At 70.9% G+C, this 20192-nt stretch carries 15 protein-coding genes; 8 read left to right on the top strand and 7 right to left on the bottom strand.

Going from position 1 to position 20192, the window contains the following annotated elements; translation table 11 throughout:
- The first annotated feature begins 127 nt into the window (after positions 1-127).
- Positions 128-2356, top strand: coding sequence for a catalase/peroxidase HPI (katG, locus tag ACTWP9_RS20365; RefSeq protein ID WP_443247652.1), 2229 nt, complete (start codon positions 128-130; stop codon positions 2354-2356).
- A gap of 183 nt (positions 2357-2539) precedes the next feature.
- On the opposite strand, the gene ACTWP9_RS20360 is transcribed toward katG, so the two are convergent.
- Positions 2540-3469 carry a D-alanyl-D-alanine carboxypeptidase family protein gene (locus ACTWP9_RS20360; protein ID WP_443247651.1) on the bottom strand — a complete coding sequence of 310 codons (930 nt, stop codon included), beginning with the start codon at positions 3467-3469 and terminating at the stop codon, positions 2540-2542.
- 285 nt (positions 3470-3754) lie between these two features.
- On the opposite strand from ACTWP9_RS20360, the gene ACTWP9_RS20355 reads away from it, so the two are divergent.
- From ACTWP9_RS20355 to ACTWP9_RS20335, 5 genes are all read left to right on the top strand, one after another.
- Positions 3755-5458 (top strand): protein kinase domain-containing protein, encoded by a 1704-nt coding sequence (locus ACTWP9_RS20355; RefSeq protein WP_443247650.1) that lies wholly within the window; start codon positions 3755-3757, stop codon positions 5456-5458.
- Positions 5459-5554: 96 nt separating this feature from the next.
- Complete coding sequence (locus ACTWP9_RS20350) at positions 5555-6157, top strand: MarR family winged helix-turn-helix transcriptional regulator (protein WP_443247649.1); 603 nt, start codon at positions 5555-5557, stop codon at positions 6155-6157.
- Positions 6154-6951: a class I SAM-dependent methyltransferase gene (locus ACTWP9_RS20345; RefSeq protein ID WP_443247648.1), complete on the top strand. Its 798-nt coding sequence runs from the start codon at positions 6154-6156 to the stop codon at positions 6949-6951. The genes ACTWP9_RS20350 and ACTWP9_RS20345 overlap by 4 nt, the downstream gene beginning before the upstream one ends.
- Positions 6952-7051: 100 nt before the next feature.
- Positions 7052-7861 carry a phosphatase PAP2 family protein gene (locus tag ACTWP9_RS20340; protein WP_443247647.1) on the top strand — a complete coding sequence of 270 codons (810 nt, stop codon included), beginning with the start codon at positions 7052-7054 and terminating at the stop codon, positions 7859-7861.
- A gap of 79 nt (positions 7862-7940) precedes the next feature.
- Positions 7941-9560 (top strand): bifunctional phosphatase PAP2/diacylglycerol kinase family protein, encoded by a 1620-nt coding sequence (locus ACTWP9_RS20335; RefSeq protein ID WP_443247646.1) that lies wholly within the window; start codon positions 7941-7943, stop codon positions 9558-9560.
- Positions 9561-9702: 142 nt separating this feature from the next.
- On the opposite strand, the gene ACTWP9_RS20330 is transcribed toward ACTWP9_RS20335, so the two are convergent.
- From ACTWP9_RS20330 to ACTWP9_RS20315, 4 genes are all read right to left on the bottom strand, one after another.
- Complete coding sequence (locus ACTWP9_RS20330) at positions 9703-10509, bottom strand: glycosyltransferase (RefSeq protein ID WP_443247645.1); 807 nt, start codon at positions 10507-10509, stop codon at positions 9703-9705.
- Positions 10510-10568: 59 nt separating this feature from the next.
- A complete protein-coding gene (locus ACTWP9_RS20325) occupies positions 10569-11450 on the bottom strand; it encodes an alpha/beta fold hydrolase (RefSeq protein WP_443247644.1) in 882 nt (293 codons plus the stop codon).
- A gap of 235 nt (positions 11451-11685) precedes the next feature.
- The gene (locus ACTWP9_RS20320; RefSeq protein ID WP_443247643.1) at positions 11686-12036 is read right to left on the bottom strand and encodes a hypothetical protein; all 351 of its coding nucleotides are present in this window, start codon (positions 12034-12036) and stop codon (positions 11686-11688) included.
- A gap of 35 nt (positions 12037-12071) precedes the next feature.
- Entirely contained in the window at positions 12072-14705 is a 2634-nt protein-coding gene (locus ACTWP9_RS20315) for a SpoIIE family protein phosphatase (protein ID WP_443247642.1), read from the bottom strand.
- A gap of 362 nt (positions 14706-15067) precedes the next feature.
- Here ACTWP9_RS20315 and ACTWP9_RS20310 point away from each other — a divergent pair, with 362 nt between their 5' ends.
- Positions 15068-15727: a hypothetical protein gene (locus ACTWP9_RS20310; RefSeq protein WP_443247641.1), complete on the top strand. Its 660-nt coding sequence runs from the start codon at positions 15068-15070 to the stop codon at positions 15725-15727.
- A 180-nt stretch (positions 15728-15907) separates the two neighbouring features.
- On the top strand, positions 15908-18019 hold the full coding sequence (locus ACTWP9_RS20305; protein WP_443247640.1) for a TIR domain-containing protein: 2112 nt from the start codon (positions 15908-15910) through the stop codon (positions 18017-18019).
- A gap of 172 nt (positions 18020-18191) precedes the next feature.
- On the opposite strand, the gene ACTWP9_RS20300 is transcribed toward ACTWP9_RS20305, so the two are convergent.
- The gene (locus ACTWP9_RS20300) at positions 18192-18740 is read right to left on the bottom strand and encodes a hypothetical protein (RefSeq protein WP_443247639.1); all 549 of its coding nucleotides are present in this window, start codon (positions 18738-18740) and stop codon (positions 18192-18194) included.
- Positions 18741-19018: 278 nt separating this feature from the next.
- On the bottom strand, positions 19019-19954 hold the full coding sequence (locus ACTWP9_RS20295) for an SDR family oxidoreductase (RefSeq protein WP_443247638.1): 936 nt from the start codon (positions 19952-19954) through the stop codon (positions 19019-19021).
- Positions 19955-20192: the final 238 nt, after the last annotated feature.

Below are 20192 nucleotides of genomic sequence, written 5' to 3'. Positions count from 1 at the left end.
GCAATCCGGTCGACGAGGCAAGGGTCTTCGCCGACGAGGCGACGGTCTTCGCCGGAGCCTGTGCCCCGGCTGTTCCAGTACCGGCATTCCCTGAGCACCGTGATCCGCCCAGTCCGGAAGGATTCCCATGTCTGAGAACCATGAGGCGATCGTCGTAGACGCGAAGACGGAGGACACAGGCGGCGGCTGCCCGGTCGCGCACGGACGTGCCCTGCACCCGACCCAAGGTGGCGGAAACCGCCAGTGGTGGCCGGAGCGGCTCAATCTGAAGATCCTTGCCAAGAACCCCGAGGTGGCCAACCCCCTCGGGGAGGAGTTCGACTACGCCGAGGCGTTCCAGGCCCTCGACCTCGCGGCCGTGAAGCGTGACATCGCCGAGGTGCTGACGACCTCGCAGGACTGGTGGCCCGCCGACTTCGGCCACTACGGCCCGCTGATGATCCGTATGGCCTGGCACAGCGCGGGCACCTACCGCATCAGCGACGGCCGCGGCGGCGCAGGCGCCGGCCAGCAGCGCTTCGCCCCGCTCAACAGCTGGCCGGACAACGGCAACCTCGACAAGGCCCGCCGTCTGCTGTGGCCGGTCAAGAAGAAGTACGGCCAGAGCATCTCCTGGGCCGACCTCATGGTCCTCACCGGCAACGTCGCGCTGGAGCAGATGGGCTTCGAGCCGTTCGGCTTCGGCGGCGGCCGCAAGGATGTCTGGGAGGCCGAGGAGGACGTCTACTGGGGCCCCGAGACCACCTGGCTCGGCGACGAGCGCTACAGCGGCGACCGTGAGCTGGAGAACCCGCTCGGCGCGGTCCAGATGGGTCTCATCTACGTCAACCCGGAGGGCCCGAACGGCAACCCGGACCCGCTCGCCGCGGCCCGTGACATCCGCGAGACCTTCCGCCGGATGGCGATGAACGACGAGGAGACGGTCGCCCTGATCGCAGGCGGCCACACCTTCGGCAAGACCCACGGCGCGGGCCCGGCCGACCATGTCGGCCCCGACCCCGAGGCCGCGTCGATGGAGGAGCAGGGCCTGGGCTGGCGGAGCACCAACGGCACCGGCAAGGGCGCGGACGCCATCACCTCCGGCCTGGAGGTCACCTGGACCACCACGCCGACCCAGTGGAGCAACGGGTTCTTCAAGAACCTCTTCGAGTACGAGTACGAGCTCACCCAGAGCCCGGCCGGCGCCAACCAGTGGGTGGCGAAGGACGCCCCGGAGATCGTCCCCGACGCGCACGACCCGTCGAAGAAGCACCGCCCGCAGATGCTCACCACCGACCTGTCGCTGCGCTTCGACCCGGTCTACGAGCAGATCTCCCGCCGCTTCTACGAGAACCCCGAGGAGTTCGCGGACGCCTTCGCCCGGGCCTGGTACAAGCTCACCCACCGTGACATGGGCCCGAAGTCGCTGTACCTCGGCCCGGAGGTCCCGGAGGAGACCCTGCTGTGGCAGGACCCGCTGCCCGAGGCGGAGGGCGAGGTCATCGACGCCGGGGACATCGCGGCGCTCAAGGCCAAGCTCCTCGACTCGGGTCTGTCCGTCTCGCAGCTGGTCACCACCGCGTGGGCGTCGGCCTCGACCTTCCGCGGCAGCGACAAGCGCGGCGGCGCCAACGGAGCCCGCATCCGCCTGGAGCCGCAGCGGGGCTGGGAGGTCAACAACCCCGACGAGCTGGCGACGGTGCTGCGCACCCTGGAGGGCGTCCAGCAGGAGTTCAACTCCGGGGCATCCGGGGCCAAGAAGGTCTCGCTGGCCGACCTGATCGTGCTCGGCGGCGTCGCCGGCGTCGAGAAGGCGGCCAAGGACGCCGGCTACGACGTCGAGGTTCCGTTCACTCCGGGCCGTGTCGACGCGACGGACGAGCACACCGACGCCGAGTCGTTCGCCGCGCTGGAGCCGACCGCCGACGGGTTCCGCAACTACATCGGCAAGGGCAACCGGCTGCCGGGCGAGTACCTGCTGCTGGACCACGCGAACCTGCTCACGCTGAGCGCCCCCGAGACGACGGCCCTCGTCGGTGGTCTGCGCGTGCTGGGCGCGAACCACGACGGGTCGAAGCTCGGCGTCTTCACCGACACCCCGGGCCGGCTGACCAACGACTTCTTCGTCAACCTGCTCGACCTGGGCACGACGTGGAAGGCGACGTCCGAGGACGAGAACACCTTCGAGGGCCGCGACGCCGCCACCGGCGAGGTCAAGTGGACCGGCAGCCGCGCCGACCTCGTCTTCGGCTCCAACTCCGAGCTGCGCGCACTCGCCGAGGTGTACGCGAGCGACGACGCGAAGGAGAAGTTCGTGAACGACTTCGTCGCGGCGTGGGACAAGGTGATGAACCTCGACCGGTTCGACCTGAGCTGATCGCGAGCGTCCGAGCAGGACGTCCGGCCTCAGCAAGCTGAGGGCAGGGCCCCGACCGCCGTCGGGGCCCTCGCCATTGGGAGGCCCCGCCGGCTCCGCACTCGTCGGGCCCCTGAGGGAGGGGCCGCGCCCCGCCCGGCTTCCGGTTTTCCTGGCTTCCTGGAACGTCGGGCATCTGGGACGTCAGTCGTCCTGGGAGCCTGTGGGGAGTTCGCGGATCTTGAGGTCCTTGGCGCTGTCGGAGCCGAAGCCGTGGTCCAGCAGCTTGGCCGCGTCCTTGTACCGGTCCTTGCTGTTGAGGACGGTGCCCACGAGGGTCTTGCCGTCGCGGGTGGCGGCGAAGACCAGGCACTTGCCGGCCTTGCCGGTGGTGCCGGTCTTGATACCGATCGTGCCGTCGTAGGCGCCCAGGAGCTGGTTGGTGTTGGTCCAGGTGTAGTACCGGGTCCGGCCGTTGGCGGCCGGGGCTTCGGCCTTGTGCTTCTTGGTCCGGACGATCTGGCGGAAGGTGCTGTGGTGCAGGGCGTGCCGGGTCAGCTTCGCCAGTTCGGTCGGGGTGCTGAAGTCCTTGGAGGAACCGTCGAACGTCCCGAACCGGGTCTTCTTCAGGTGAAGTTGCCTGGCCTTGACGTTCATCTTCCCGACGAAGGACCGGACCCGTTCGGCGGGAGTGTCGCCGGTGCCGAAGGTGTCGGCCAAGGCGTAGGCGGCGTCCGCGCCGGAGGGCAGCAAGGAGGCGTAGAGGAGCTGGCGGACGGTGACCTTGTCACCGGTCTGGAGGTCCGCCGTGCTGGAGTGGTGCTCGGTGACGTAGTCGCGGTACTGCTGCCGGACCGGAACCTTGCGTTCCAGGTCGACATTGCGGGTGTCCAGGACCACCGACGCGACCATGATCTTTGCCGTGCTGGCCATCGGACGGGCCTTGTTCACGTCCTTGCCGTAGAGCGACTTGCCGTTCTTGGCGTCCACCAGCGTGGCGCCCTTCGCAGCCACGGTCGGTGCCGGGTCCTCGGAGGTGACCGCCCGTGCGACCAGGGGGGAGGCCGCCAGAAGGATGCCTCCGGCGGCGACGGCTATGACGGCTTTGCGGACGGTCAGCGTTCTTGCGGCCATGGGAAGGTGCTCCGAATCTGCGGTTGGAGTTCGTCGTGGGGGCCGAGCCCTCCGGGTCCGGACACCGATGTCTGATGACGGCCCCGCCGCAAAAGTTCACGGCGCCACCGCCCAATGGGTTCACGCCGCCCCCAATGCCTGAGGGCCCAGCCCTTCTGGCCCCTCCTCCGGCTGCGTGGGGGCACGCGGGTGGGTGGGGGCCCAAGGCTGGGCCCTCACGCGTTGGACCCCGTACGCTCGCCCGGTGCAAGCGGATGGCCGGACGGCAGGGAGGGGCAGGGCGGGATGAAGCCGCTGGAGGCTGGCGATCCTTATGCGATCGGCCCGTACGAGTTGCTGGGGCGGCTCGGCAGCGGGGGCATGGGGGAGGTGTTCCTCGGCAGGCCGGGGCGGGACGGCCGGCCGGCTGCGATCAAGGTGGCGCGGGGCGAGTTCGCGGACGACGCGGGGTTCCGGCGGCGGTTCGCGCGCGAGGTGCAGGCCGCGGGGAAGGTTGACGGCCGGTTCACGGCCGAGGTCCTCGCGGCCGACCCGGAGGCCCGCCGTCCATGGCTGGCCACGGCGTACATACCCGCGGCCTCGCTCGCGGACGCGGTGGCCACCAGCGGGGTGCTGCCGGAGAGTTCGCTGCGTGCGCTGCTGGCCGGGATCGCCGGGGCCCTGGAGGCGATCCACGCCGCCGGGCTCACCCACCGCGACCTGAAGCCCGCCAACGTGCTGCTCGCCGACGACGGGCCGCGCGTCATCGACTTCGGTATCTCCCACTCCTCCGAGCAGTCGCAGCTCACCCGTACCGGACAGGCCCCCGGAACCCCCGGCTATATGGCACCCGAACAGTTGCGGGGCACCTCCCTGGGCCCGCACACGGATGTGTTCGCACTCGGCGCGGCTCTCGTGTACGCCGCCACCGGCGAGGGCCCGTTCGGAGCCGGCGACCCCATGTCGCTGATGTACCGCGTGCTGGAGGACGAGCCGCGGCTGGAGGGCGTGCCGGACGGGCTGCGCGACGCCCTCACGCGCTGTCTGGCCAAGGATCCGGAGCAGCGGCCGACGGTCGCCACGCTGCGCGCCGAGTTCGCCGTCCCGCACACGGTCGGCGAACGGCGCTGGCTGCCGCCTGAGATCTCCACCATGGTGGCGCTGCCTACACGGCTGGAGCCGCAGCGGCTGGACGATCCGCAGGGCGCCGCCGCCCCACGGCAGCCCGACGATCCGCGGAACGCGCTCGCCGCACCCCGGGGCGCCTTCGGACCGCCGCCCGGCGCGGACGGCCGGCCACCGTCGCCGGGGGCCGCCGCGCCCCCGTACGCCCCGGCGCCCCCCGGGTACGGCACGCCCCCCAACGCCCCGCAGCCGCCGGGCACGCCGGGCGAGGCCCCCAAGCGCCGCCTCAGCCGCCGTTCGCTGGTGGCGCTGACCGCGGGTGGGGTCGCCCTGCTCGGGACCGGTGGGACGCTCGCCGCCCTCGAAGTGCTGGACGAGGGCAAGAGCAAGGACGACAGCAAGGCCGGGGGCAAGGGTGGCGGAGGCTCGGCCGACAGCGCCGCGCGGGGCAGCCGGGGCCCGGGCAGCGGACCGCTGCCGAAGGTCGTTGCAGGGAAGAAACTGGGCGACCAGCCGACGCTGGAGAAGGAGCGCGGCGCCCCGCCGAAGGACCTCGTCGTCCGCACGCTGATCCAGGGCACGGGCAAGAAGGTGAACAACGGCGACCATGTGAAGTGCCACTACGTCATGCAGGAGTGGACCAAGGCCAAGACCGTGGACAGCTCCTTCGACCGCAGCGAGCCGTTCGTCCTCCAGGTCGGCGTCAGCCAGGTCATCAAGGGCTGGGACGCGGCCCTCGTCGGCCAGCGGGCGGGCTCCCGGCTGGAGATCTCGGTCCCGCCCACCCTCGCCTTCGGTGACGAGAGCAGAGGGAAGGGGATCCCACCCGGAGCGACGATGCTGTCCGTGATCGACATCCTTGAGGTCATCCACACCCAGGGCTGACGGCGGCGAGTGCTCGCGCCAGGCGTGACGGCCAAGGCGACCGGCGGCCGAGTTATTTGCTTGTACAAGCAGGTAATCTCCTCCTAGGCTTCCTGCGTGACGATCACTACAGAGGACGGGGAGCCGCCGCGTCCGGCGGACGATGCCGAGGATGACCGCTGGTGCATGGCCGTACGGCTGCTGGGGCGGGTCGAACGCGAGCTGGACGAGACCCTCTCGCGCGGCCACGGCCTTCCGTTGTCCGAGTACCGGGCGCTGTGCGCACTCAGCCGCGCCGACGCCGAAGACGAGGACGATGTGGAAGGCCGAGAGGCGACCGCTCTGCGCATGGGGGAGCTGGCCGACCGGATCGGACTCAAGGACAGCAGCGTGACGCGGCTCGTCGCACGGCTGGAGGGACGCGGGCTGGCGAAGCGCGCCGCGGCGCCCGGCGACAGACGGGCCGTTGCCGCGCGGATCACCCCGCTGGGGCGCCGGTGGTACGCCGACACCACGCCGATCTACCGGGCCGCGCTCGGCCGCGCGCTGGAGGCGTCGTTGAGCAGCGTCTATCTCGCCGATCTCGCCGCCTGGGTCCGCACCGGGCAGTCCGCGGTGGCGGGCCTCCACCCCGCACAGGGCCCGTCCGCACAAGAGCCCGCACAAGAGCCCGCGGAAGAGCCCGCAGAAGGATCCGCAGAAGGAGAGGACCGCCCATGACAGCCGCAACCGGCGCCGGCAGGGCCAAGGGCGCAGCCCAGTACGAGGCCCACTACGCCTCCCTCCTCGCCCCGCACTACACCTGGATGCTCGGCGGCGACCTGGAGGCCGCGGTGAGCGCGCAGCTCGATCTCCTGCGCGGGCTCGGCCTGCCGCGGGAGCAGCCGGGCGCCGGCTCCTTCGCGATCGACCTCGGCGCCGGTCCGGGGCCCGGCGCCCTCGCGCTGGCACGGCTCGGCTTCACCGACGTGGCGGCCGTCGACACCAGCGAGGAGTTGCTCGACGAACTCGTGCGGCACGCCGCGGAGACCGGCGCTGCGGCGGTACGGCCGGTGCGGGACGACATCCGCAGCTACCCCCGCACCGTCGCTTCCGGCTCCGTCGAGGTCGTGCTGTGTCTGGGCGACACCCTTCCGCACCTGCCCCACCGTTCGGACGTCCTGGCGCTGTTGGTCGAGATCTCCGGCGTACTCGCCCAGGGCGGCAGCTTCGTCGCCACCTACCGCGAGCAGGAAAAGGTGGCACGGGGCACGGACCGCTTCCTTCCGGTACGCAGCACGGAGGACCGGATCCTCACCTGCTTCCTGGAGTACGTGGACGAGGACACCCTCCTCGTCCACGACCTGCTGCACACCCGCGACGGTGCCGGCTGGCACCTGGAGACCAGCGCGTACCCCAAGCTGCGGCTGACGGCGGGCCGGCTTGAGGAGCAGTGCGCCGAGGTCGGCCTCCGGGTCCGCCATCACGAGACCGGCCCCCGCGGGATGCGCGTCCTGCACGCCGTCAAGCCCTGAGACGGCCACCCGGCCGGCGGCTCCCCGCTCGCACCCGTGGTCGGCTGCCGCTCTACTGAGGGCTACGTGCCCTCAGCGGCCCACAAGGAGGAGCCCACCGATGAGCGGCCAGTTTCCCCTGGAATCGTCCCAAGCCACCGCGATCCGCGAGACCCCCGACACCGTCGACCCGCGCGGGCTGCTCAAGCACCTGGCCCCGGTCACGGTGCCGGTGCCCGCGGGGAGCGCGGCCCGGCGGCTTCCCGGGCACGACGGGCCCACCCGGCGGACCCGGCTGCTGCCGCTGGGGGCCGGGCTGGGGGTCAGCCTGCTGCTGTTCGCGGCCACCACGTACCTGGTGCTCGGGAAGGGTACGGGCCTCCTCGACCGGACGGTGCTGACCGAAGTGGTGGGGCACCGGCAGGACGTGCTGAACGGGCCGGTGCGATACCTCACGCATGTCTCGCAGACTCCGCTGCTCATCGGTGCGGCGCTGCTGGCGCTGTGGCCTGCCTGGCGGGACCGCTCCTGGCGGCCGTTGCTGCTGGTCGGCGCCGCCTCCGGGCTGGCACTCGTGGTGGCGACGGCCGCCAAGCACCTGACGGACCGCAGCCGGCCGCCCGCGAAGCTGTGGGAGGTCCAGGAACACGGCTTCTGCTACCCCTCCCGGCACACGGTGATCGCGACTGCCGTACTGCTCGTCCTCGCCTATGTGTTCGCCGTCAGGATGGCTTCCCGCGCGGCGCGGATCCTGCTGTGGACCGGTACGGCAGTGCTGTGTCTGCTGACCGGGGCCGGCCGGGTCTATCTCGGCGTGCACTGGCCCACCGACGTACTCGCGGGCCTGGCCCTCGGCGCGGCCGTCCCGCTGCTGGTCGTCATGGTGCACGCACTGGTTGATCCGCGCCGCTCCCGTCGCTCCTCGGGCTGACTCCGGTGTGTCCCGTCCGGCATTGGGCACTCCGCCCGTGACGTACGACGGATGCGACGGGAGCGAGGGGGCACCACCGATGGAGACACACCGGGGAGCGAGCGGAAGCGTGAGCGCCGGTGCCGAAGGGGTACGCGGCACCGTCGTCCGGACCCTCAGTGCCTGGGACCGCGCCCTCTTCCGCACCGTTGCCCTGCGCCACTGGCCGCGCGGCGAGGGCGTACTGCCACGGCTGAGCCGCACCGCCGACCACAGCAAGCTGTGGCTGGGCACGGCGGCGGCCATCGTGCTCTCCGGGGCGGGCGGACCCCGCGCCCGGCGGGGGGCGCTGCGCGGGCTGGCCTCCATCGCGGTGACCTCGGCGGTGGTCAACACCGTCGGCAAGGGCGCGTTCGGCCGCACCCGCCCGGTGCTGGACGACGTACCGGTGATCCGGCGGCTCAAGCGGCTGCCGACCAGCACCTCCTTCCCCTCCGGGCACTCGGCGTCGGCCGCCGCCTTCGCCACCGCGGTGGCGCTCGAATCGCGCGGCTGGGGCGCGGCGGTGGTGCCGGTGGCCGCCTCGGTCGCGTTCTCCCGCGTCTACACGGGCGTCCACTACCCGAGCGACGTTCTGGTGGGCTCCGCGCTCGGCACCGCCGCCGCCTTCGGGGTACGCGCCGTACTGGACGCGCGGCGACAAGTACCGCCCGCGCAGCCCCTGGTGGCGGCCCCTGCGCTGCCGGAGGGGCGCGGTCTGACGGTGGTGGTCAACCCGGGCTCGGGCTCGGCATCGGCCGCCCGCGAGATCGGCGAGGCGCTGCCCGCGGCCCGGGTCGTGCACTGGGACCCGGACGCGGGACCGCTGACCGAGCTGCTGGCCGACGAGGCGCGGCGGACGGCCGAAGAGGGCGGCGCGCTGGGGGTGTTCGGCGGCGACGGCACGGTCAACGCGGGAGCACGCGCCGCGCTCCGCCACGGGGTGCCGCTCGCGGTGCTCCCCGGTGGCACCCACAACCACCTCGCCCTCGACCTGGGTATCGGCCGCTGCGCCGATCTGGCCGACGCGCTCGCCTCCGGGCACGCCATCGCCGTGGACATGGTCCGCTTCGCGCCACCGCGCAAGTCGCGTCGAGCAGAGGAGGAGGATGAGAAGGAGGCGGCGGAGGAGGCCCGCTCGCCCGAACCGGGCTACTTCGTCAACACCTTCAGCCTGGGTGCCTACGGCGACCTGGTCGAGGTACGGGACCGCTGGCGCGACCGGATCGGACCGTGGGCGGCCGGGCTGGTCGCCGCGGTGCACGTACTGCGCCACTCGCGCCCGTTCGAGGTACGGGTGAACGGCCGACGGCGGTCGCTGTGGCTGCTGTTCGTCGGCAACTGCTCGTACCACACCGTCGGCGGCGGCCCCGGCGGGGCGCGGCGCTTCAACCTCTCCGACGGCATGCTGGACATCCACCTCGTCCGCGCCGGCCGCTGGGCCCGCACCCGCCTGGTGGCCTCCGCGCTCGCCGGCGTACTGCACCGCTCCCCGGTGCATGCCGCAGCGCGCGGACGCCGACTGCACCTCGCCGGGATACCGGAGGGCACCCTGTGCTCGTACGACGGCGAGACGGCACCCTCCGCGCCGGCCATGCTCCTCGACAAGTCCGGCGGCACGCTGACGGTCTACCGGCCGCTCCCCGCCTGGCTGAACGGATCGGCGCTGCCGGACGGCTGAGCGGGTCGGCAGCGGACAGCGGGGAGTCAGACAGCCGGGAGCCGGACCGCCGGGAACCGGACAGCCCGGAGTCGGACAGCCGGGGGTCGGACGGCCGGGGGTCGGACGGCCCCGAGTCGGACAGTCGGAAGTGCTCCGCCCGTCACCCGGCCTCCCACGGCGGCAGGGCCAGCAGCCCAGCCACCCGGCTGCGTACGCCGCGGACCTGGGGCCCCTCGACGGCGGAGCTCCGGGCGTGCCTCGAGCGCTGCTCCGCATGCCTGCGGTATCGGAGGGTGGCCTGCGGGATGAGCACACCGGGCGTCGCCGCGGAGGCGGCCATCAGCAGTGCGGTGTCCTCCATCCCCGCGGCCGCCTGCCAGCCGCCGAGCACGGTCACCAGATCGCGGATGTACAGGGCGGCGGCGGGGACCGCGGGAAGCCGATAGGTGTCCTCGGTGGTGACCCAGTGCGCGGCGAGCGTGCCGCGTTCCAACACGCCGGGTGCCAGCGGGAGGGAGACCTCGCGGAGTCGGCCGTCCGGCAGCAGGTCCCTGGCCTGGCCCAGCGCGAAGCCGGCGCCGGGGTGCTCGGCGAGCGCGGTGACGAGCCGGGTGAGGGCTTCGGGCTCCAACTCGTCGTCGGCGTCGGCCGTCTGGACGTAAGGGGCCTGCCCCCGGTGGAGGGCGAGGTTGCGGACGATCGCGGGGCCGAGCGCTGCGCCCCCGTGCACGCCGATGCGCACCCGGGGGTCCAACACCGCGCCGCATCCCGTCAGTACCTCGGTGACCTCGTCGGCTGCGCCGTCGATCTCGACCCACCAGGTCCAGCGGGGATGTGTCTGCTCCCGGAGCGACTTCCACAGGTTGGGGAGGAAGGAGGCGTACGCGGCGTGCACAGCGGTGACAACATCGACATCAACCCTGTCCGCTCGCGGCGTCCGGTTCCGTATCGGTCCATCGCCGTGCATGTGCCCCACAATACGGGAACAGTTGTACGGGTGGGGTACGGGAAAGGGCGTACCGCAACTCAGTCGGCGGACAGCACCTCGCGCAGCGCAGCCGCAAACGCCTCCGGCTCGCCCTGCTGGCCGAACTCGCCGCCGAGGAAGCCCGCGTGGTGGCTCGGGAAAACGGTCAGCGCGATGCCGAGCCGGTCGGCGACCGACGCCGCGGCGCGGGCCGCCAGCTCCCCCTCGGACTCCTTGCCGGCCGCGACGACGATACGGGTCGAAGCGGCGCGGAGTGCGTCGAAGTCGGGCCGGTAGCCGGTGCAGCCGCGGATGTTCTGTCGCAGCAGGGGGTCGTCGCGGGAGCCGTCGTCCTCGGTCGGCAGTCCGAAGCCGGCCGGGTCGGGCGTGGGCTCCTCGGCCCAGCTCGCAGGAAACGGCCCCTTCCTGCTGGTCACCGCTATGAACTTGGCCATCGCGGGGCCCATTCCGCTGCGCTGGTAGGTGTCGTAGATGTCCGCGCAGACCGCCAGCGCCTCCTCGCGGTCCGGCAGCGCCTGCACCGTCGGCGGCTCGTGGGCGACGAACGTCCGCACCAGTCCGGGGTGGGCCGCCACCAGGGCGAGCCCGTTCACCGCGCCGCCACTGCTGCCGAACAGCTCCACGGGACCGGCGTCCAGATCCTCGATCACCCGCCGCAGATCGTCGGCGTGCTCCTCCGGCAGCTGCTCCGCGGCCCCGTCGGTACGCACGCTGCGGCCGACCCCGCGCGGGTCGTAGGTGACCACGGTGCGGTCGGTGAAGTACGACCCGAGCGTGCCGAACCCGTCGGCCGTCATCGGCGAACCGACCAGCATCAGCACGGGTCTCCCGTCCGCCCCGGCGTCCTTCAGCTCGCCCCGGATGTCGTACTGGAGCGTGGCCCCGGGAACCTCCAGCGTGCGGGTCTCCAGCTCGGTCATGGCTGCCTCCTCGTTTTCGACGACGTTCAGGAGTGCAGACCGGCGAGCCCGCGGAAACTCATCGCCGCGCCGCTTGCCGCGCCGCCAGGGCTTGCCCGGCGGATCTCGCGCCGTCCCTCCCGGGTTCCGGCCAGGGGGTGCCCCTGCCCGCCGCCCGCAGGCTGCGGCTGCGTCGTGGCCTGTTGCGCAGTTCCCCGCGCCCCTGGCGGGGCGCGTCCCCCATGCCGGGTACGCCCTATCGCGCCATCCACGGCACCCGGCAGACATGCGGAGCGTCGCCCTCCGGGCACAGGCCGCGGATGACTGCCTTGCGGAGCGCCCGCCAGACCCGCAGGGAACACTTCACCCGCACCGCCACCTCCATCGGCCGCCGAGCACCCGCGTCCTGCCCCGGGTGCTCGATCGCCCACTGCTCGCGCAGGTCGCCGTACAGCTCCTCCGCGCTGACACCGCCGCCGAGATCGCCGCTCAGAGCGCGCAGGTCGACCACCGTCGCGCGCCGGGCCGCCGCCTCCCGCCGGATGACGTCCTCGACGAACTCCACGCCCGCGTCGTCGGCGAAAACCCCGAACCTCAACCACCGCATGGCGTCACGCTACTCGCCCCGCCTGAGCGGCGGCTTCAGGGAAGGACCTGCTCCGCCCAGATGATTTTCCCCCCGGGCGTGTAGCGCGTGCCCCACCGCTCGGCCAGCTGGGCGACGAGAAAGATGCCGCGCCCGCCCTCGTCCGTCTCGGCCGCGTACCGCAGATGAGGCGAGGTGCTGCTGGCGTCGTAGACCTCGCAGAAGAGGCTGTGGTCCCGGATCAGCCGGACCCGGACGGGCGGCGTGCCGTAGCGGATGGCGTTGGTGACCAGTTCGCTGAGCAGCAGTTCGGTGGTGAACGCCGTCTCCTCCAGCCCCCACTCAGCGAGCTGCTCGGTGGCCACGGCGCGCACCTGCCCCACCGCGGTCGGATCGTGCTCGACGTCCCACTGCGCGACCTGGTCGGAACGGAACGTCCGGGTGCGGGCCACCAGCAGGGCGACGTCGTCCGACGGGTGCGCGGGCAGCACCGTCTTGAGCACCTCGGTGCAGGTCTGCTCCGGTGTCGGCCCGCTGCCGGCGAGGGCCCCGCGCAGAAGTTCGATTCCGGCGTCGACGTCCCGACTGCGGTCCTCGACGAGGCCGTTGGTGTACAGGACCAGACGACTTCCCTCGGGAAGCTGCCGCTCGACCGCCTCGAACCGCATCCCTCCCACCCCGAGCGGCGGACCGGGCGGCAGGTCCAGGAATTCCACAGCCCCGTCCGGGGTGACCAGCGCGGGCGGCAGATGCCCGGCACGGGCCAGTGTGCAGTGTCCGCCGACCGGGTCGTAGACCGCGTACAGACAGGTGGCCCCGGCCACCGGCGTCCGGTCCGGGCCCGTCTCCTCCACATCGATACGGCTGACCAACTCGTCCACCCGTGCCAGCAGTTCGTCGGGGGGCAGATCCAGGTCGGAGAGGGTGTGGATGGCCGCACGCAGGCGGCCCATGGTGGCCGTGGCCTGGAGGCCGTGGCCCACGACATCCCCCACCACCAGCGCGACCCGGAATCCCGCCAGCGGCAGCACATCGAACCAGTCCCCGCCCACCAGGGCCTGCGCGGGCAGATACCGGTGCGCCACCTCCAGGGCGTTGTGGGTGACGTGGGCGCCGGGAAGCAGGTTCTCCTGGAGCGTCACCGCGGTGGCGTGCTCACGGGTGTAGCGGCGGGCGTTGTCCACGCCCAGGGCCGCCCGGGCGACGAGTTCCTGGGCGAGGAAGAGGTCCTCCTGGCCGAACGGTTCGGAGTCACCGGCCCGCCAGAAGTTGACCATGCCCATCAGCACTCCCCGGGCACGAAGCGGGACGAGGACCAGGGAGTGGATCCCGTAGTCGATGACACGCTGCGCCTGTTCCTGGTCCACCGCCATCCAGGACCGGGAGGCACTGCGCAGATCCCTCATGAGAACCCCCGGCGCTCCGCCGAGCATCGCGGCCTGCGGCGTGCCCGGCGACAGGGTGAGCTCGGTCCCCACCGGGAAGAGGGGGTGGTCCTCGCGGATGCCGTGGACCGCGGCACGGTGCACCGGAACCAGCCCGTGGGCCATGACCGGTTCCTCACCGCGGAGTACGGGCTCCGCCAGATCGACGCTGGCGAAGTCGGCGAGCCGGGGCACCACCACCCGCACCAGCTCCTCCGCCGTCCGGGTCACGTCCAGGGTGGTGGCGATGTCCGCGGCGGCGTCGTAGAGCAGTTTCAGCCGCTTCCGCGCGGTCTCGGCCTTGCCGGTCAGGGCCCGCAGCTCGGTGGAGTCGCGCAGCGTCGCCACGGTGCCGGCCGGGACACCGTACCCGTCGGTGCGCCGCTGGTTGACCGCGAGCAGCCGGTCCCCGACCGTGATCATCTCGTCGGTGGCCTCGCGCCCCGAGGCCAGCAGCGCCGTGCTGTACGGGGGCAGCTCCAGCTCGTCCACCCGTTTGCCCTCGGCGTCCTCCGGCAGCTGCAGCAGCCGGCGGGCCTCGTCGTTGGCCAGCGTCAGCCGCCGGTCGTCGTCCACGAGCAGGACGCCTTCACGCACGGCGTGCAGCACCGCGTCGTGGTGCTGGTACTGCCGCGCGATCTCGGCCGGATCCAGACCCAGCGTCTGCCGGCGCACCCGGCGTGCCAGCAGGAACGAGCCCGCGGCACCGATCGCCAGCGCCCCCACCGCCAGCCCCACCAGGATCGGGATCTGGCGCGACGCCTCCGTACTGATCTGCCGGAGCAGCACCCCTGCCGAGACCAGGCCCACCACCCGGCCGTCGTCCTTGATCGGCACCACAGCACGCACGGATTCGCCCAGCGTGCCGCGGTAGGTCTCGGTCAGCGTCTCTCCGCGCTGGGCCGGCCCGATGTTGCCGACGAAGTGCCGTCCGATCTGGGCCGGGTTCGGATGCGTGTAGCGGATCCCGGCCGGGCTCATGAACACGACGAAGCTGGCTCCGGTGTCCCGCTGCACCGCCCTCGCCACCGGCCGCAGCTCCCGAGAGGGATCCGAGGACTGGACGGCGCTGATCACGCTGGGGGCCCGGGCGAGCGTCTGGCTGATGGCGAGCATCTTCTCCCGGCTCTCCGCGTTCGCGGCCCGCAGCGAGAACCCCACACTCACCGCAGCACCGATGCCGACGACAAGCACCAGAACCCCGACCTGGAACAGCAGCATCTGCCCCGCCAGACGCCATCCACCCCGCGCAAGGACAGGTCTCATGTCGTCACACTCTCGCTCGCCTGCGGACGAGCTTATGGTTTATGACCTGTTTCTTCCTGCTTGACCGCGTATGGACACGCACGAACAGCTCTTTCGCCCGCATCTGCGGCACCGGGCACCAGAAGTCGTGCGGGGAGAACGGATGGCTCGACGCCCGCGCTGTCGGCCTCTCCTGCGGTTCCTGCCGTCCCGCCGTCCGTAGAGCCGCACCTGGGCGATCTTGTTCGAGCACAAGCCTTACGCCTACGGTGCTGCCCAGGGGATGTAGGGGAGGATCGATGGCGACGGGTCGTTTCAGGCTCACCGCTCCTGCGGCACGGACAACGGCACGCATCCTGTTGGCCGGTATAGGCGGGGCAGTTGTGGGTGTCGCCGCCTATTCGATCAGTCGGACCGGAGGGCAACTCTTGTCCGTCGTGGTGGGCGGACTCGTGGGGATCGGGGTGGCCGTCGGGGCGGACTTCTACCGCAGATCGGTCCAGCTCTCCGAGGTGAGCCTTGTCGTGCTGGGGAGCACGATGACGTTCACAGCTACGACGGATATGCGGCAAGCGGCCCAGCGCGCCTTCTTTCAAGCCGCGACGCGGGTGGCAACCCGTCCGCTGGAAGACGGCAGCGGAAATCTGAGAGAAGCGCTCACCTCGCTCAAGAATCTCTTCGACCTCTATCGTGAGCCGCTGGAATCCGGGGCTGCCCCCTTGCCGTCTTCGAAGGGCGACTCGGTTCACGAGTTGGTGCTGGAAATCCTCAACACCGAGTTGGGCCCGTTCCTCGCCAAGTGGCATCCCCTGCTTCAGACATGGGAGAACTCCGCATCGGAAGGCGGGGAAGCCGCCTGGCCGGAGAATCTGGCTTTCCGCGAGGAGCTCCGCGAGCTGCAGCTCCGTCTCCGTCCCTACATCGTGGGGCTCGGCAAGATCGCCGGCTTGCGCGACCCGGAACGGCACCTACCGCGCCCTGGCCGCACCGTCGGGGAAACGGTCCCCGCGCAGCATCCGACGGAGCCGGGCACGACCAGCTGACGGAGGCTGTTGTGGCCGCGTGCACGAGATGACGCATGATGTCCGGGTGATGTCTCGATCCGGCGCTTCCCGCAGGCTCAGTATTCCGGCCTCTCTTTCGGCACCCCCCCCCCGGCTGATTTTCGCGGTTGATCCAGTTGCGGGACGGACTGTCCTGGGGGGCTGATGAACAGACAGTCGATGACGGACGTGCCCGTGCCGGTGGACTGGGATGTCTTCGTCAGCTACAGCCGCTCCGATGCCCAGCGCGCCGGAGTATTGGCCTCCGCGCTCCGGCAGCAGGGGATGCGGGTATTCGTCGACGACACAGCTGTTGAGGACTTCGCCTCCATCAGCACCACGATTGCGTCCAGTCTGAACCGGTCCAAGATTCTGCTGGCTCTGTACTCCTACGATTACCCTCAGCGTCGCGCCTGTCAGTGGGAACTGACCTACGCCTATCTGGCCGGGCAGCGGGAGGGAGATCCGCGGCGGCGCGTTCTGGTGGTCAACCCCGAGGCAGGGGACGACCATATTCACCCGCTGGAACTCCGCGACGCACGTTACGGTTCCTGGCCGGAGACGAACGACGCGATGGACGAGCTCTCCTCACGAGTGGCCGCAGCCGCTTCGAGCCTGGAATCCGCCCTGGGTGAAGGAGATGCCAACGCGGACATCGGCGACTTGGCCGGAGTGCCCTGGCTGCCGGCACCCGCGCGAGTCGGCTCGGCACGCTTCATCGGACGCCTTGCGGAACAGTGGCGCATTCATTCAGCACTGCAGCGTCACCGTATGCCGCTCATCCATCAGGCCGGGCATGGCGCGAGCCGTGCGGCCCAGCTACGTGGGATGCCCGGGATCGGCAAGTCGCTGGTCGCCCAGGAGTATGCGCTGCGGTTCCGATCTGCCTTTCCGGGGGGAATTTTCTGGTTCGACCTGCACTCTGCGCAGAGTTCCTCCGGAAGCGCCGTCATGAACTGCTTTGCGGAACAAGTAGCCACGGTGATGGATGCGCTCGCCTTGGAGAGGCCCACGGACGCGGGCTTGGCACAGCTGCTGAGTCGACTGGCAATCCATTTCGGTGAGCGTGGTCTTCCCTGTCTGTGGGTCATCGACGGACTGCCCGACGGCCTCACGGACGAGCAGCTTCATCTCGTCCGGGCCCCGCATCTGCTGGCCTCCACCCTGGTCACCACACGATCACTGCGTTACACGGCGTTCGCCGAGACGATCGACCTGGCGCCGCTCTCCGACGCGGATGCTTATCGGCTCTTGACCTCGCTGCATATCCCCGAGAACGAATTGGAAGAAGCCGCCGGGAAAGCGCTCGTCCGCGATGTCGGAGGGCATCCGCAAGCTCTCGTTCTTCTTGCGTCCCATGCGACGTCGAGCGACTTCGGTCGCCTGCGGAACCGCCTTCACGCTCCGGGAACCGACATGCTCGCCTCCCGCGAGCCCGCTGGTGACCGCCCATCAGTTGCCACCGCCCTGCTGCCGCGGCCACTGACCGGACGCACTCCTACGAACGACGTGCTGCGGCTCCTCGCACTCGCGTGTCCGGCACCGCTGAGTCAGTCCGCTCTGGAGACCGCCCTCGCCTCGGTTCCACCGTACGAGCCCTGGGAAGTCAACGGTCTGATCGGTCAAGCGCTGGACTCACTGCTCGGTGCCGGGGCCTTGCGCCCTGAGGCGTACCAGCACCGTGCATGGACGATTCACCCTCTCCTCGCCCGAGCAGTACGCCGACATGACACAGACACGGCCCGTCAGGAGGACCTGCGCAGAACGCTCTTGCACTCCCTGGCCTCGTCCGGACCCACCTCGCAGGTCGGCCGACCGTCCGTTCCCGCTGTCTCCCGCATCGTCCCCACTCCGGGGCCGATCGAGCGAGCGGCAGCTTTCGATCTCCAGGTGGAGCTCGTCACGCGTATCGGGGTCCAGCCCTTGGCCGATGAGGCCGGTTCATTGCGCGAGGCGTTGTCCTCCCTGCACACCCTCTTCACCGCCGCACGGGACGCTCTGCACCGTGTCGCGGAAGAAGCCACGATCCCCCTCCTGCTCCCAGGCATTGCGGCAAGCATCCTGAACGTGCACTTGCGCCCCTTCCTCACTCGGTGGCACACAGCTCTGCAGCAGTACGAGGCGAGCCGTCCTCCGGCGATGAGTGCCATCGAACACGAGCAGAACTGGGAGCAGAGCGGCAAGATGCGAGCCGAACTCCAGGCCCTGCAAGCGCCCCTCACACAGGCCGCCGAGGAACTCGCTGCCATTTGCGGGGTCAGCCTGCTGAAGCCGACACCACTCCAGGGTTGATCACTCGGCCTGTCTACGAGTTGTTACGGCACCCCGTTCGGCGGAAGAGATCGCGCGGCACTGCCCGCTGGGAGCGGGCATCGAAATCCGGCCGGTCCGGAATGCGTCGCCCTGTGTCGCCGGGGGGGCCGGAATCCTTGAACAGGTGTCCCCGGGTGCTGACGCGGGACCGTCAGGCGCCGTCCACCAGCGCCGAGTAGGCCCTCTCCAGGCCCTGGGTGTAGTCCGCCCCCAACTCGACGTAGACATGACCGCTGGCCGCACAGGCTTCGCGCAGGGCAGTGCTCTGTTCCCTGACCCACACGGCGATCTCCCGGTAGGTGGTGTCATCGGCTCCGTCGAGCCAGTCCGGGGCCGACCGCAGGCGTTCGGTGGTCAACTCCGTGTTTCCGAGGAAGACGCAGGTCAGCGGCATCCCGAGACCGGCGGCAGCCGTAGCCACCGCGGGCGTGATGATGTCGCCCTCGACCGCATAGCCGTCCAGAGGGTCGGAGTCGTCAAGGCTCTCCGCAGTGGCACGGACGAACTCGACGAGGAAGGGCTGCGCCCGTGCAGCCTTGTCCGGATGCGTACCGTGCCGCACACCATGCTGGGGCGCAGCGCGCTGCAGCATCGAAACCAGAGCATCCGTCGGGCATCCCGGAATGCCGTCCCGGTCCAGCAGCATCCACGCAAGTGTGCTCTTGCCCACCCGTGGCGGGCCGCCTATCAGGTAGATCACAGACAGACCGTACCCCGCGCGACAACGTGGGTGATCTTGCGGCGGGAATCGTGACCAGTGCCTCCGGATCAGGCAGGCGCGCTTGCCATGGGTGATCTCGCCGGAGGCCGGTGTGATCGCCGTATCGGCGCCATTTCCCGACAGCCCTCTCCTGGTGGTCGTGACGACCGGTCGTGCCCGGCAACGGCAACGAGGCTCCCGGCCCACGGCACGCTCGCCCGGCCCGCGCGGACGAACGGCTGATGCCATCCAGCGCCGCGGGCCGTGAGTGGTGACCGTCACCGGTACCCGCTCGCGTCCGCCGGCTTGCCGGCGTCTGCGACCTCCACCAAATAGCGCCAGCAGTCCGGGCGCGAGCCGTCGAGGTCGGTGAAACCGTATTCCTGTGCGAGTTGCCCGCTGGACAGCGACTGACCGTTCCAGCGCGCGACGCCGGAGTCACCGGCGAGCGCCGCGACCGCGCGTCCGACGTACGCCGGGCTCTCCGAGATGCAGAAGTGCGGCACCTCGGCCAGCGCGTCGCGCCAGTTGTCCTCGGTGACGCCGAAGGTGTCGAGCATCATCTCCGAGCGCAGCCAGCCCGGGGTGAGCGCCACCGCCGTCCCGCCATGTGGCTTCAGCTCGTGTGCGAGCACGAACGCCATGCGCAACACGCTGTTCTTGACCAGGTCGTAGAAGTAGGAGTTTCTGTAGTTCCTTTCGTTGTAGGCGGATGTCCCGTCGGTCATCTCGACCACGAGCCCACCCGGTTGCCGCACCAGCAGGGGCAGCACGAAGTGGCTGGTGATCGCGTGTGTCTCCACGCCCAGCCGGAGCAGCCGCAGTCCGTCATCGAGGTCGTGCTCCCAGACCGGCTTGTCGAACGCGAACAGCCGCTCGCCGCCCCAGACATCGTTGACCAGCACGTCGAGCCGCCCCTGCTCCACATCGATGCGCTCGGCCAGCGCACGGACCTGCTCGGGCACCAGGTGATCGGTCGGCACCGCGATGCCGGTTCCGCCCGCTGCGGTGACGAGTTCCGCGGTCTCCTCGACCGTCTCGGGCCGGTCGTACTCCGAGCGCCGGTGCCGAGTCGTGCGGCCGGTGACGTAGACCGTTGCACCGGCCGCGCCGAGCTGGACCGCGATGCCGCGCCCGGCCCCCCGCGTGGCCCCCGCGACCAGCGCGATCTTTCCGCAGAGGGCCGGCATCGCTGTGTCTGACGTGAATCCCATGGAGGTCCTTGTCTGTCTGTACGGGAGGCGGGCCCACGTCCGTCCTCGACGCCGACCGGTGAAACCATGCTCGACCTGAAACCCGACGGTGGGCCAGGCCGGCCCGAACACCGGCTGCAACTGCCGCCAGAAGCAGCCGGACGTGGCCCTCGGAGATGATCGCCCCCAGCCGCTCCCGATCGCCCGCGCTACGCCGCCCGGCGTACGCCGACCTGGCACAACCCGGAAGACACCACCT

The organism is Streptomyces sp. 3N207 (assembly GCF_052246355.1).
In the GTDB taxonomy this organism is placed as follows: Bacteria; Actinomycetota; Actinomycetes; order Streptomycetales; family Streptomycetaceae; genus Streptomyces.
The sequence above is the reverse complement of the archived record's forward strand: the minus strand, read 5'-3'. Positions and strand labels throughout refer to the sequence as shown.